A 14123-nucleotide genomic window follows, 5' to 3' on the forward strand; every position below is an offset into this window, starting at 1 on the left:
ATATCCGAAACGCCTATTCGTCGAGCACGATCGGTTCGGTAAGGGTCACCGACCGTACATAAACTTGACGGCTTTTGCGATTTTTGCGACCTGTGCCGGGGTTCGGTCGAAGGTTGTCGAGGGCAGCAGGGACGGTCCACGTCGTACGGTGATCGCCTTCGCCCGGCCGAACTCGCGCAGCCCGTCGTCGCCGTGGATTCGCCCGAAACCGGAGTCGCCCACCCCGCCGAAGGGCAGTGTGGACATCCCGACGAAGGTCAACGACGAGTTCACCGCGACCATCCCGGAGCGCAGTCGCCGGGCGATCTCGACCGCCCGGCGCTTGCCGAACACCGAGCCGCCGAGCCCGTACGGAACCGCGTTTGCCCTGGTCACGGCAACATCGGCGTTCTCCACCCGGCTGATGGTGAGGGTCGGTCCGAAGGTCTCCTCGCGGACCGCCAAGGCATCCTCCGGCACGTCCACCAGGATGGTCGGTCGGACGTACGGCGGCTGCACCGCGTCGGCACCGCCGAGCACCGCGCGACCGCCCCTGGCCAGGGCGTCGTCGATGTGGCGACGGATCACGTCGAGCTGTCCGGGCATGGTGATCGGGCCGAGATGTGCCTCGGGTTCCGACCCCACGGTGAGCTTTTCCGCCTTCGTCACCACCCTGGCCACGAAGTCGTTATAGACGGCCTCCACCGCATAGACCCGTTCTATCCCGATGCAGGTCTGGCCGGCGTTCGTCAGCGCACCCCAGACCGCCGCGTCGGCCGCCGCGTCCAGGTCGGCGTCGGCGTCCACGATCATCGCGTCCTTGCCGCCCGCCTCCAGCAGGACCGGGGTCAGCGACTCCGCGCACGCGGCCATCACCTTGCGGGCGGTCGCGGTGGAACCGGTGAACGCCACCTTGTTCACCCCGGCCCGGCAGAGCGTCGCCCCGACGTCGCCGAGCCCGTGCACCGCCTGGAGTACGGGCTGCTCCGGCACCACCTCGGCGAAGGCGTCGACCAACCACTGTCCGACCGCCGGGGTGTACTCGCTCGGCTTGAGCACCACGGCATTTCCCGCGGCGAGCGCGTACGCGATCGAACCCATCGGGGTGAGCACCGGATAGTTCCACGGGCCGATCACGCCGATCACCCCGTACGGCTGGTATTCGAGTCGGCCGGAGAACTCGGCGACGATCAGCCGCGAGCGGACCCGCCGCCGGCCGAGCACCCGTTTGGCGTTGCGGGCCGCCCAGTCGACGTGCTCGATGGCCGAGGCGATCTCCACGATCGCGTCCGCGACCGGTTTGCCGCCCTCGGCGTGCACCAGAGCGGCGAGTTCGTCGATCCGGCGGGCGAGCAGCGCCCGCCAGTGCAGCAGCCGTACCCTGCGGCCGGCGAAGCCCAGCCCGGCCCACCAGGTCGCGGCCTCGCGCGCCAGGGACACCCGCTGGATCAGGTCGTCGGCGCCGGCCACGGGGAAGCGGCCCACCTCCACGCCGGTGGCCGGATGGGTGGAAACCAACTCGCCGTGGTCGATCACCGGAACGCCGGGACCAAACGGAGCCGTCATGTCGGAAGTGTAAACCTGAAAATTACTCACGGGTAAGTCTCGGGCCCCCACCGAACCGGTGAGCCGAATTAACCCGCCGGACGAGGAAGTCCATCCTGGGGGCAATGGAGATGGGAGCCGCTCGATGTCAGGCTGATCCCGTGCGCCAAGGGGGGCGCGGTGGCCGGCACCGTGGGGGATGCCGGCCCGCAGACGTACGGGTGTGGAGAGTCGATGTCGGACGAGTTGAATCTTCTTCCACTGCTGACGGTGGCCAACGGCCCGCTGCGCGGGGCGAGCTTCCGGCTGCGGCCGGGTACCCGGCGGATCGGCCGCGACGAGGGGGTGGACATCGTGATCGACGACCGGAAGGTGAGCCGGCGGCACGCCACGGTGGAACTGGTCGACGGTCGCGCCCTGCTGACCGACTGCGGGTCGACCAACGGCACCTGGCTCAATGACCAGCGGATCTCCCAGGTACGGGAGTTGCGCGATGGCGACCGGGTCCGGGTCGGTCACGTCGAACTGCGGTTCTTCGACCCGGCCGCGGCACTGACCGACCCGGTGGGCGCGATCCGGTACACCCCGAACTTCCCGCCCCCGGCGCTCCGGGCGGTTGACGAGGCGTCCGCGTCGTCGACCGCCGCCGCGCTCGGCGCCCCGACCCAGATGATGTCGACCGGACCCCGGCCAGCCCGGCTGTTCTGGATCTTCGGCGGGGGTGCCGTACTGGCCGGGTGGGCGGCCTGGGCCCTGCTGATACTCAACTAGCGAAATGTCCGGATCGATGGACTGAGGTGGTGCGGCTGGGCCCGCCATGGCGCTCCCACCGCCTTGTGTGGGAACGCCACACTGCAGGGCTCCCGAAGGAGTGGCACCATCGCGGGGATGGAAACCGAACAGGTGAACATCACCGCCCGGGGCATCACCCAGAACGTGCTCGTCGCCGGGCCGGCGGACGGCAGCCCGGTCCTGCTGATCCACGGCAACTGCTCGTCCGCCGACTTCTGGCAACCGCTGCTGCGCCACCTGCCGCCCACGCTCCGGGTGGTCGCACCCGACCTGCGCGGTTACGGCGCGACCGACAGCGCCCCGGTGGACGCCACCCGGGGCCTGCGTGACTTCTCCGACGACGTCGCCGCGTTGCTCGACGCCCCGGGCCTGTTCGGTGCCCCCGGCGCCCGGCCGGTGGTGGTGGCCCACTCGATGGGGGCCGGTGTCGCCATGCAACTCCTGGTCGACCACCCGGACCGGATCCGCGCGCTGCTGCTGGAATCGCCGCTGTCGCCGTACGGGTTCGGGGGCACCCGGGACCTGGACGGCACCCCGACCAGCGCCGACTTCGCGGGCACCGGGGCCGGCACGGCCAACCCCGACTTCGTCGCCCGGATCGCCGCCAAGGACCGGGGCGTGGACGCGCCGACCAGCCCCCGCAACGTCATGCGGACCGCGTACGTGGCCGACCCGGCGACGTTCGGCGACGACGAGGAACTCCTGCTGGACAGCATGCTCAGCACCGCGATCGGCGAGGCGAACTACCCCGGTGACGCGACCACCACCGACACCTGGCCGGGCGTCGGTCCTGGCCGTCGGGGGGTGCTCAACACCATGGCCCCGAACCACTTCCGGGTCGCCGACGAGCTGGTCGCCGTCGCGGTCAAGCCACCGATCACCTGGGTACGCGGCGACGCCGACGCCATCGTCTCGGACACCTCCCTGTTCGACCTGGCGTACCTCGGTTCGCTCGGCCTGGTCCCCGGCTGGCCCGGCGAGCAGGAGTGCCCGCCGCAGCCGATGGTCGGGCAGACCCGGGCGGTGCTGGAGCGCTACGCGGCGGCCGGTGGGGCGTACCGCGAGATCGTCTACCCCGAGTGCGGCCACTCGCCGCACGTCGAGCGCCCGTCCGAGTTCGCCGCCGCACTGCTGGACCTGATCCTGTGACCGGACCGGGGGAGCCGGAGGGAACACCGCCGTACGCCCGGCGGACCGTGCCGGTGGACGGCGGGGAGCTGACCGTCGGTGAGTGGGGGCGGGGCGGCGGCGGGCCGCTGCTGCTGGCCGTACACGGAATCACCTCGTCCCACCTGGCCTGGTCGGTGGTGGGTGAGCGGCTCGGCGCCGACCACCGGCTGGTCGCGGTCGACCTGCGGGGACGCGGCGGCAGCCGGGACCTGCCCCGCCCGTACGGGATGGCCCGGCACGCGGCCGACCTGGTCCGGGTGATCGAGGCGTACGGCGGCGGCCCGGTCGTGCTGCTCGGCCACTCGATGGGCGGATTCGTCGCCGTCGAGCTGGCCCGAACCCACCCGGAACTGGTCCGGCGGCTGGTGCTGGTCGACGGCGGCGCGCCGCTGCCGGCCCCACCCGGTCTGGACGCGGGCGCGGACGAGCAGGCCGTCACGGCGCTGATCTCGGCGACCGTCGGACCCGCGTTCACCCGGCTGACCAGGACCTTCCCGGACCGGGAGACGTACCTGACGATGTGGCGGGAGCACCCGTCCTTCGCCGACTGGACCCCGGCGATGCAGCGGTACGTCGACTACGACCTGGTCGGCACCGCCCCCGAGCTGCGCCCGGCCTGCCGGCTGGAAGCGGCCGTACGGGACGCCCGCGACCAGTACGCCTACCCCGGTCTCGAGCCGTCCCCGCTGCCGGTGCCGGCGGTCTTCCTGCGGGCGCCGCGCGGAATGCTCGACGAGCCGGACAAGCCGCTCTACCCGGCCGGGTACGCCGCGCACTGGCTGCCCGGCACGGTCGAGGAGACGGTGCCGGGGGTGAACCACTACACCATCGCCCTCGGTGACGGCGGCGCCGCGGCGATCGAGGCGGCGGTCCGGACCGGCGGCTGACCCGCAGGGCGACCCGTGGCAGACTCGCCCGCAGAAACTTAGTGGCCGTTCACCCACCGGGCGGCCCGGAAGCGGTGGAGGCGGCTGTGGCACGCGAGATCACCAACGTCGGCGTCATCGGCCTGGGCACCATGGGCGCCGGGATCGTCGAGGTGTTCGCCCGCAACGGGATCGACGTACTGGCGGTGGAGATCTCCGAGGAGGCGCTGGAGCGGGGGCAGACCACGCTGACCGGCTCCACCGACCGCGCCGTGGCCCGGGGCAAGCTCGCCGCCGAGCAGCGCGACGCGCTCCTGGGTCGGGTCACCTTCGCCGTCGGACTCGCCGCGCTGGAGAACGTCGACCTGGTCATCGAGGCGGTACCCGAGCGGCTCGACCTCAAGCGGCGCCTCTTCGCCGAACTCGACCGGATCTGCCGGCCGGACACCATCCTCGCCACCAACACCTCCTCGCTCAGCGTCACCGAGATCTCCGTCGCCACCACCCGGCCGGCACGGGTCGTCGGGATGCACTTCTTCAACCCGGCCCCGGTGATGAAGCTGGTCGAGGTGATCCGGACGGTGGTCACCGCCCCCGAGGTGGTGGCCGACGTCGAGGCGCTCTGCGCCCGGCTCGGCAAGGTCGACGTGACCATCAACGACCGGGCCGGCTTCATCGCCAACTCGCTGCTCTTCGGCTATCTGAACCAGGCCGTGGCGATGTTCGAGGCGCGGTACGCGACCCGCGAGGACCTCGACGCGGCGATGCGGCTCGGCTGCGGGCTGCCGATGGGGCCACTGGCCCTGCTGGACCTGATCGGCCTCGACACCGCGTACGAGATCCTGGACACGATGTACCGGCGCGGGGGTCGGGACCGCCGGCACGCACCCGTACCGCTGATCCGGCAGATGGTCACCGCCGGGCTGCTCGGCCGCAAGTCCGGCCGGGGGTTCTACACCTATGAGCGGCCGGGCTCGGCTGCGGTCGTACCCGATGACCTGACGCCGGTGGCGGTCGAGCCGGTGGCCGGCGTCGACGCGCCGGGCACCGTCGGCCTGGTCGGCCCCGGTCCGCTCGCCACCGCCCTGGCCGAGGTCTTCGCCGCGGCCGGCTACCGGGTGGTGGTCGTGTCCGGCGACGACGATCCGGACCTGGCCCGACTGGCCGAGGTCGACCTGGTGGTCGAGGCGATCGACGGCGACCTCGCCGACCGGCGGGCGCTCTTCGCCCGGCTCGACAAGGTCTGTCGGCCGGGGGCGGTGCTCGCCACCACCGCCGCCACCGGCCCGGTGATCGACCTCGCGATGGCCACCGGGCGCCCGGCCGACGTGATCGGGTTGCACTTCCCGCACCCGGCGCCGGACCGGCAACTGGTGGAGATCGTCCGTACCGTCCGCACCTCGGCGGGGACCGTCGCCGCCGGGCGGGGGGTCGCGGTGGCGCTCGGCCGGACCGGTGTGGTCAGCGACGACCGGGCCGGCTTCGTGGTCGACGCGCTGCTGTTCCCGTACCTGAACGACGCGGTGAAGATGCTGGAGGCGTCGTACGCGACCGCCGAGGACATCGACCACGCGATGCGGCTCGGATGCGCGTACCCGGTCGGCCCGTTCGAACTGCTCGACCGGGTGGGGCTGGACGTGGCGCTGGAGATCCAGCGGGGCGTCTACCGGGCGGCACGGGAGCCGGGGCTGGCCCCCGCGCCGCTGCTGGAGCAGCTGGTGACCGCCGGTCACCTCGGCCGGGGGACCGGCCGGGGCTTCCGGGAGGGGACTGTCAGCTCTTGACCCGGATCGTCACCCCGGCGACGTCGCTCTTGCCGTCGGCGGTGAGCCGGTAGACGAACCTGTCGGCCTGCGTGTGCTGGCCGTTCGGGGTGTAGAGGACCGTACGACGGCTGGTGATCTGGAGCTTGCCGTACTTCGGCTGGGTCACGATGGTGATCTTCGCGGCGTTGGTGGCGAGATCGTTCGCCAGCACCGGAATGTCGACCTTCTTGGTGCCCTTGGTCGAGGCCACGTCGTCGTCGGCGAGCGGTGCCGCGCCGAAGCCGCCCCGACCGTTGCCGATGAAGTGGGTGACCTCGCCGGTGGTGACGTCGGTGGTCCGTACGTCCGGGATGCCGTCGCCGTTGGCGTCGAGCACCGCGACGCCCCAGTAGGAGTCGCCCACGGGGTCCCCCTCGAGGTCGACCACCGCGCCGTTGTCCAGGACCACGACCACCCCGGTCTCGTACTCGCAGCCCCCGGCGTAGCTGATCACCACGTCGGTTGCGCCGTTTCGGTTGAAGTCGGCCAGCACGTAGTCGGGGTCCCAGCCGCAGGGCCACTTCACCGGACCGGGCACGAGTTGGCCGGAGGCGGTGTTGAGGTAGGTCAGGAATCCGTCGCCCTGGTCGGTCCACTCGTAGACGTCCTGGCGGCCGTCGCCGTTGAAGTCCGCCAGCCCGATGTAGCTGGGCTGGTAGATCGCGTCGAATCCGGCGACCGGCTGGTAGTCGCGCAGCACCAGCAGGTCGCTGTCCACCCCCGGTGGTCGGCCGTCGAACCAGGCCAGCACCAGTTCCACCGTGCCGTCTCCGCCGAGGTCGACGACAACCCCCATGTCCGGGCAGTGGTCGTATTCGTTGTCGGGGTTGTCATAGAGGTGGGTGGTGGCGGTGCCGTACCCGCCCGAACCGTTGCCGAGCGCCACCTGGACACCGCACTGCCCGGGACCGCCACCGGTCAGGACCGCCCGATCGACGATGCCGTCGCCGTTCAGGTCGCCGTAGAGCGGTTCACCCTGATAACCGGCGATTGCCGCCGGTGCCGCACCCACCAAGGCCATCGCCACCGCGACCGCCAGTACCGTGATCCGCTTCCTCCACATGAGGTTGCCTCCGCGCTTCGTGCCGGCCCCGCAGACCGGCTGGTTCCCCGAGATGCCGGTCCGTGACCGGCTGCTCACAGACGATGCCGGTTCGGGTGCCGATTAGGTACGCGTTGACGGTGATCTGTCTTTCAACCTGACCGGCCGGTCAGCCCGGCATCATCCGGTGCGCCGATCGGGACCGGCCGCGTCCGGGCAGACCGGCAACGGGTACGGGGTCAGGTGCCCCGTACCCGTCCCGTACCCGGCCCCGGTGAGCCGGGCGCCCGGCCGTGCCGGATCGATCCGTGACCGGCTCAGTGGGTGATCCTGACTGAGACCGCGGCCTCGGAACTGCGGCCCTGGTCGGTCAGCCGGTAGACGAACCGATCGGTCTTGCCGGTCTTGCTGTTCGGGGTGAAGACCACGGTCCGGTCGCTGGTGACCCGTACCGTGCCGTACCTCGGCGCGGTGACGATCGTGATCTTCGCCTGCCTGCTGGCGGCGTCGTTGGTGAGCACCTGGATGCTGGTCTTCTTCCGGTTGCTCACGCTGACCTTGTCCGCGGCCGCCTTGGGGGTCTTGACGAAACTGCCGTCGCCGTTGCCGACGAAGTACGTGACCTCACCGGTCGCGGTGTCCCTGGTCACCACGTCGGGGATGCGGTCGCCGTTGGTGTTCTGCACCCTGACTGTCCACGAGTGGTCCCCGTACGGGTCGCCCTGCAGGTGCCAGGCCACCCCGTCGTCACGGATCGCCACCACCCCGGAGAAGTAGTCCGCGCAGCCCTCCACGTAGGCGATGACCACGTCCATCGCCCCGTTGCCGTTGAAGTCGGCGAGGGTGTACTGCGGGCGGCCGGAGCACCAGGCGATCGGGCCCGGGGTCAGCCCGCCGTCGGGGGTGTTCAGGTAGGTGCTGAACCCGTCGCCCTGGTCGGTCCACTGGTAGACGTCCTGGCGGCCGTCGCCGTTGAAGTCGGCCAGTCCGATGAAGCTGGGCTGGAAGATCGCGTCGAAGCCGGCCGAGGGTTTGAAGTTCTCCAGGATCAGCAGGTCGTGCTCGATCGGATGGGGACGGCCCCCGAACCAGGCGAGGACGAGTTCGATGCTGTCGTTCCCGCCGAGGTCCACGGCCACCCCCAGGTCGGGGCAGTTGGCCTCCGCCCCGTCCAGGGTGAGGTACGGGTACTGCTTCGGCGGCAGGTACCCGCCGCCGGACTTGCCCAGGCGTACCGAGACCGTGCAGTCGAGCAACGGGGCGCGACTGAGTGACGGAGCGCTCTCCAACATGGCCTGGTCGACCAACCCGTCGTGGTTGAGGTCCCCGATCATGGGTTCACCCTGACCCCCGGCCCACGCGGCGGGTGCCACCCCACCCACGGCGGCCATGGCCGCCGCGATGGCCACCACCGCTAAGCGCTTTCCCCACATGAAGATCTCCTCGCCACACCGGTCAACCCCCGCAGAGCCGACCTCTATCTAGGACGTTAGGCGTCAATGGGTATAAGCGGTACTTTCTGACCTTGATCTGACATTCACCTTGTCTAGTGAATAGGGTGCATAACACCGCATAATGCCGGTCCCGCCGGAAGCCCCGTACTCTTGGTCAACGTGAGCCCCCGTCGTAATCGACCCCGCGCCGAGGACCCCGCCCCACTGGACGGCGAGCGAGCCCGGCGTGGCGTCGAGGCAGTGCAGAGCTGGCGTGACGGCGACTGGCAGGTACGTTCCATCACCGCCGGTGGCGCAGTCAAAACCTACCGTTGCCCCGGCTGCCAGCAGGAGATAGTGCCCGGCACGGCGCACCTGGTGGCCTGGCCGGCTGACGGTCGCGGCGACCTCACCGACCGCCGGCACTGGCACAGCGGCTGCTGGCGGGCACGCGAGCGGCGGGCCCCCACCGTCGAACGCTCGCGCAGCGCTCCCAGGTACGGCTGATCCCGGTACCGATCGGGGATCTTCGTCACGCTCCACCCGTCCCGGCTGACGTGATCGTCCCGATCGAGCGAGACTTGACCGGTGAGCACAGCGATCCGCGCGTCGTCCATCCTGCCCGCGCGGCGGGAAGAGATCGAACTGCACACCGCCGACGGGCTGCGCCTGGTCGGCGAGCTGGCCCTGCCGGCCGACCGGCCACCGGTGGCCACCCTGGTCTGTCTGCACCCGCTGCCCACCCACGGCGGGATGATGGACAGCCACGTGCTGCGCAAGGCCGCCTGGCGGCTGCCCGCCCTGGCCGACCTGGCCGTGCTCCGGTTCAACACCCGGGGCACCGGCAGCGTGCAGGGCACCAGCGAGGGCACCTTCGACAACGGCGTCGCGGAACGGTACGACGTCGCCGCCGCGATCGAGTACGCGGAGTTCGCCGAACTGCCCGACATCTGGCTCCTCGGCTGGTCCTTCGGCACCGACCTGACCCTCAGGTACGGCTGCGACCCGGGGGTGACCGGGGCGATCCTGCTCTCCCCGCCGCTGCGCTTCTCCTCCCCTGCGGACCTGACCGTCTGGGCCGAGTCCGGCAAGCCGCTCACCGCCCTGGTCCCCGAGTTCGACGACTACCTCCGCCCGGACGAGGCACGCCGCCGGTTCGGGGTGATTCCGCAGGCCGAGGTGGTCGGGGTCCCCGGAGCCAAGCACCTCTGGGTCGGCGACGCCGAGACCGTACTCGACGAGGTGGTCCGACGGGTCAACCCGGCCGTACCGGTCCCGCTGCCGTCGAGTTGGGACGGTCCGATGACCTCCGGCGACGCCAGCGCGTACGCCGACCGTACGGTGGCGGCCTTCGGTGAGCGGCCGGTGGGACCGCGCCCGACCGACCAGACTCCGGGTGCGGCGGGCTGAGCCGAACCGGGGGTATGCCGGTAGCGGTCGTCCGGGTCAGTTTGCGCTGGCCCGAGGCTCGACGACCTCCACCGCGGGCAGTTCCGCCCCGGCCGGCCAGCCGGCCAACCAGGTACGCCGCTCGGCCCAGACCTCGCGCCAGTAACCCGCCCGTCCGGTGAGCCGGGCACCGGCGGCGCGTACCGCCACCCCGGTGGCCAGCAGCGCCCGTCCGACCGCCGCCCGCCGCCGTGGCCAGCGCAGCCGCAGGTACGTGGTCTTGCCGCGGAGCAGCATCACCCGCTTGCCGACGCCGGTCGAGGACGCCCCGCCGACGTGCACCACCCGGGCACCGGGCACCAGGACCGGGGACGCCCCGAGCAGGGTGGCCCGGTGGCACAGGTCGATGTCCTCGCTGTACATGAAGTAGTCCGGGAGGAAGCCGCCCAGTTCGGCGAAGAGCGAGCGCTGCAACAGCAGCAGGCAGCCGGACGCCGCCGGAACCGGTGCGGGCACCGAGCGGTCCAGTCCGGGCAACTCCTCCGGATTGAACAGCCGGGACCGGCGGAACACGGTGGAGAGCCCGGTCGCGAAGCAGACGTAGCCCCAGAGCGAGGGCAGGGCGAACGCCGAGCGGCCGTCGTCGGTGTGGTCTTCGTGCAGCGTACGGCCGGTGTAGACGCGGTGCTCCGGGTGCGCGCGGGCGTACGCGACGAACTCGCCGATGACGTCGCCGACCGGCTCGGTGTCGGGGTTGAGCAGCAGGATCCAGGTGCCCCGGGCACGGGCCGCGCCGACGTTCACCGCCCGGCCGAAGCCGACGTTGCGGGCCAGTCGGACCACCCGTACCTCGGGAAACTCCGCCGTCACCGCGTCCGCCGAACCGTCGGTCGACGCGTTGTCGACCACGACCACCTCGTACGACCCGGACGGGCTCGCCGTACGGAGGGTGGCCAACGCACGCAGGATCAGGTCACGGGTCTGGTACGAGACGATGACAACACTGACCGCCGGGCTCATCGGGAGGTTCCTTCCACCGGGGTGCGACTGGACTCGTCCCGTCCCCAGCCCTGTTGGGTGGCGTTTCGTCGGCCGGCGATCCCGGCCAGGACGGTCAGCGCCGCGTAACAGACCCCGGCCGGCAGCAGCCACGGGCGCGGCAGCACCACGTCGACCAGCCAGGAGGCGCGCCTGGCCCGGCGTACCCGGTTGTCGGTGGCCCGCATGGCGGCGTTGCCGGCGCGGACCCGGCCGAGCCGGCGGAGCAGGTCCCGGGTCTGCCGCGGGGTGGCCACCACCGTGGTCACCGCCCCGATCTCCCGCTTCTCGCCCACCTCGAAGAGCGAGTCCAGGAAGAGGTCGTCCGCGACCAGGCCGGGGAACCGGTCGAACCGGGCCCGACCGGCGGCGGAGAGGACGATGGCGCCACGACCGAAGAGCGCGTCCCGGAACGCGGGCAGCCGCGAGTTGATCGCGTAGTAGCCGCGTACCGCCAGCGGGCGGCCGGACACGTCCAACCGCCGGGCCGGGGCGGCGGCCAGCAGGGTATCGGCGGTGACCGCCGAGGCGAGGGTCCGGGCACCGGCCGCGGAGAGTTCGATGTCCGCGTCGAGGTAGATCCGGGGAAACCGGGTGGCGGCCTCGTCGCCGGCGTTCAGCGCCGCCGCCTTGGACGCCTCGACCAGTTCCACGACCTGTACGCCGGGCACCGACCGGGCCGCCTCGGCGGTCGCGTCGGTGCAGCCGTTGGCCACCACGAGCACCTCGAACTCACCCGGCGCTGCACCGTCGAGCAGCCGGCGCAGGCACCGGGGAAGCACCGCCGCCTCGTTGTGTGCGGCGATCACCACGCTGGTCACCAGGGTGCCCGTCCGGTCAGGGCGAGCCGGATCCGGCGGGTGACCGTACGCCGTCGCCGCCGCCACCCCTGGTATTCCCGCAGGTCGAGCGGGGCGGCCTGGACCACCCGGGCGGAGTGGCGCATCTGCTCGGTCCACTCGGCAACCGTCGTGACCCCGGTCCGCTTCGCCGACAGGGGGCGGCGGGCCATGAAGTCGGCGTCGGTCAGGTAGATGGTGTGCGGGCTGCGCGGATCGTCCATGTGGTCCTCGGGCAGGAACGGGTGGTACCAGCCGTTGACCCAGCCGAGCCGGGCGGCGCGCAGGCACCAGGTGGTGAAGGTGTCCTGCTCGGCCAGCGGACCCACCTGGCGGATCACCTCGCGCTTGAGCAGGTAACCGCTGCCCTGCACCCAGTGGTTGCGCAGCAGCCGGTGCCCGCCCGGGTACTCGGCCAGCTTCGCGGCGACCAGGCTGTCGTCCACGTCCTCGTCCGGGAACCGCCAGGTGCCGATCACCCCGAACTGCGGTACGTCGTCGTGCGCCCGGCGCAGGGTCGAGATCCAGGTCGGGTCGGGCAGGCAGTCGTCGTCCACCTTGCTCAGGTAGTCGCCGGTCGCCTCCCGCCAGAGCCAGTTGGTCGGCTCACGCAGCCCGGCGTTGACCTCGCTGTGGTGGAACCGGTGCACCCTCGGGTGGTGGCGCAGCTCCTCGACCGCGTCGAGGGTCGCCCGGTCGGTGCCGTTGTGCCAGAGCCAGACCCGGGCGTCCGGGGGGCAGGTGCCGAGCAGGTGCGGCAGCGAGAGCCGGACGTACTCCGGCCGGTCGTACGTGATCATGAGAATGTCGATACCGGTCACGCGTACACCTCGGTGGTTCGCTCGGTCATGACGCCCCGCTGGAGTTGATGCGTTCGGCCCTGGTCAGCCGCCACAGCGCCCCGGCGAGGCCGAGCAGCAGATGCACCGTGATGAAGTAGGTCGTGAAGTAGAGGGCGTCGAAGGTGAAGGCGGAGACCGCCGCCACGCCGATCGTCACCGCCAGGACGGCGGCCAGGTCCCGGTCCCGCTCGCTGGCGGCGAACCGGCGTACCCGGCCGGCGACCACGATGCCGACCAGGAAGAACATCGCCAACCCGGCCACCCCGACGATGCCGGTGCTGACCAGGGTGACCAGCCACTGGTTGTCGAGCAACTGGTACAGCTCGGGTAACCAGGTGCCGACGCCCCGGCCGAACCACGGCCGTTCCTTGATGTACGGCGCGACGAACGCGTAGTCCTCCAGCCGGCCCTGCACGCTCGGGTCGTTCTCACCGGCGAACAGCAGTGCGCGCAGGGTGGCGAGCAGACCCGGCTTGCCGACCTGGATCAGCGCCGCGAGGAAAAACCCGATCACCAGTACGTTGAACGTGGTGCGCAGCGGCCAGACCAGGATGAACAGCAGGATCGCGGCGCCGAGGGCGAGCACCCCGGTACGGGACAGCGAGATCGGGATGACCGCCGCCTGGATCATGGCGAGGGTGCCGTAGATCTGCCGGCCGCGCCGGTTGTCGGAGAAGCGGGCGTAGTGGATCGCGACCACCAGCCCGATCACCATCAGCACGCTGAACTCGATGTAGTGCCCGGCCGTACCGGCGACCCGGACCAGCCCGCCGCCACCGCGGGCGTCGAAGCCGATCAGGTCCTTCTGGAAGGTCAGCAGCGGTGGCAGCTTGAGATAGGTGGTGAAGTCCACCCGGAGGATGAACTGGGCCAGCGCGAAGAGCGCCATCACCGTCGAGCCCCAGGCCAGCGCCCGGAGCACGTGGTCGATCCGCTCCCGGGTGAGGACCCCGTCGGCCGCCGCGAGCATCACACCCGCCCCGGCCAACGCCATCAGGATGGTCCGGTCCGCGCTGTTCGCCTCCAGCACCGACATGCCCCGCGCCTCGCCCGCGATGTACGACACACCCATCGTGGCCAGGTAGAACGCCAGAGCCCAGCGCATCGGCTGCTGGCCCCGGGTGACCAGGGTGGGGTGCAGCCGGGTCAGGCCCCACCAGACGATCAGGAAGAACCCGATGATGACGCCCGGCCGACCGAGCGTGGTCAGCGGCGGGAAGATCAGCCGGGCGGGCAGCAGGTAGGCGAGCAGGACGGAGGCGATCAGTACGGCGGTCGCGTCCGGGAAGTGGCGTACGCCCGGAGTGACGCCGTCGTACACCGTGGCGGATCGTCGCGAGGAAAGGTACGTGGGCACGTCATCCGCTCCGTCGGTACGTCATC

Annotated in this window: 13 protein-coding genes; 6 read left to right on the plus strand and 7 right to left on the minus strand. The window is 71.3% G+C overall.

All coding sequences use genetic code 11. The features are described 5' to 3' along the window. Positions 1-45: 45 nt before the first annotated feature. Positions 46-1545, minus strand: a complete 1500-nt coding sequence (locus OIE47_RS19295) for an aldehyde dehydrogenase family protein (RefSeq protein ID WP_326562872.1) — start codon at positions 1543-1545, stop codon at positions 46-48. Positions 1546-1758: 213 nt separating this feature from the next. Between OIE47_RS19295 and OIE47_RS19300 the strand changes: the two genes are divergently transcribed. The 4 genes from OIE47_RS19300 to OIE47_RS19315 all read left to right on the plus strand — a co-directional run bounded on the left by OIE47_RS19300 (position 1759) and on the right by OIE47_RS19315 (position 6136). After that, on the plus strand, positions 1759-2295 hold the full coding sequence (locus OIE47_RS19300) for an FHA domain-containing protein (protein WP_326562873.1): 537 nt from the start codon (positions 1759-1761) through the stop codon (positions 2293-2295). Positions 2296-2412: 117 nt separating this feature from the next. Continuing rightward, on the plus strand, positions 2413-3465 hold the full coding sequence (locus OIE47_RS19305) for an alpha/beta fold hydrolase (RefSeq protein WP_326562874.1): 1053 nt from the start codon (positions 2413-2415) through the stop codon (positions 3463-3465). After that, positions 3462-4373, plus strand: a complete 912-nt coding sequence (locus OIE47_RS19310) for an alpha/beta hydrolase (RefSeq protein WP_326562875.1) — start codon at positions 3462-3464, stop codon at positions 4371-4373. Before OIE47_RS19305 ends, OIE47_RS19310 begins: the two co-directional genes overlap by 4 nt. Positions 4374-4459: 86 nt before the next feature. Further along, positions 4460-6136 (plus strand): 3-hydroxyacyl-CoA dehydrogenase family protein, encoded by a 1677-nt coding sequence (locus OIE47_RS19315; RefSeq protein WP_326562876.1) that lies wholly within the window; start codon positions 4460-4462, stop codon positions 6134-6136. On the opposite strand, the gene OIE47_RS19320 is transcribed toward OIE47_RS19315, so the two are convergent. After that, a complete protein-coding gene (locus tag OIE47_RS19320) occupies positions 6126-7220 on the minus strand; it encodes an Ig-like domain-containing protein (protein WP_326562877.1) in 1095 nt (364 codons plus the stop codon). The genes OIE47_RS19315 and OIE47_RS19320 overlap by 11 nt on opposite strands. Before the next feature lie 296 nt (positions 7221-7516). After that, on the minus strand, positions 7517-8632 hold the full coding sequence (locus OIE47_RS19325; RefSeq protein WP_326562878.1) for an FG-GAP-like repeat-containing protein: 1116 nt from the start codon (positions 8630-8632) through the stop codon (positions 7517-7519). A 180-nt stretch (positions 8633-8812) separates the two neighbouring features. Between OIE47_RS19325 and OIE47_RS19330 the strand changes: the two genes are divergently transcribed. Further along, positions 8813-9139, plus strand: a complete 327-nt coding sequence (locus tag OIE47_RS19330; RefSeq protein ID WP_326562879.1) for a hypothetical protein — start codon at positions 8813-8815, stop codon at positions 9137-9139. An 81-nt stretch (positions 9140-9220) separates the two neighbouring features. Further along, positions 9221-10042: an alpha/beta hydrolase gene (locus OIE47_RS19335; protein ID WP_326562880.1), complete on the plus strand. Its 822-nt coding sequence runs from the start codon at positions 9221-9223 to the stop codon at positions 10040-10042. 36 nt (positions 10043-10078) lie between these two features. Here OIE47_RS19335 and OIE47_RS19340 read toward each other — a convergent pair whose 3' ends face one another. From OIE47_RS19340 to OIE47_RS19355, 4 genes are read right to left on the minus strand one after another with little or no spacing between them, the layout of a single operon-like run. After that, on the minus strand, positions 10079-11041 hold the full coding sequence (locus tag OIE47_RS19340; RefSeq protein ID WP_326562881.1) for a glycosyltransferase family 2 protein: 963 nt from the start codon (positions 11039-11041) through the stop codon (positions 10079-10081). Further along, positions 11038-11880: a glycosyltransferase family 2 protein gene (locus OIE47_RS19345; RefSeq protein WP_326562882.1), complete on the minus strand. Its 843-nt coding sequence runs from the start codon at positions 11878-11880 to the stop codon at positions 11038-11040. Before OIE47_RS19345 ends, OIE47_RS19340 begins: the two co-directional genes overlap by 4 nt. After that, positions 11877-12719: a glycosyltransferase gene (locus OIE47_RS19350; protein WP_326562883.1), complete on the minus strand. Its 843-nt coding sequence runs from the start codon at positions 12717-12719 to the stop codon at positions 11877-11879. The genes OIE47_RS19345 and OIE47_RS19350 overlap by 4 nt, the downstream gene beginning before the upstream one ends. Before the next feature lie 25 nt (positions 12720-12744). Beyond that, a complete protein-coding gene (locus OIE47_RS19355; RefSeq protein ID WP_326562884.1) occupies positions 12745-14097 on the minus strand; it encodes an O-antigen ligase family protein in 1353 nt (450 codons plus the stop codon). Between the last annotated feature and the right edge of the window lie 26 nt (positions 14098-14123).

The sequence above is a fragment of the Micromonospora sp. NBC_01796 genome (assembly GCF_035917455.1).
GTDB lineage: Bacteria > Actinomycetota > Actinomycetes > Mycobacteriales > Micromonosporaceae > Micromonospora_G.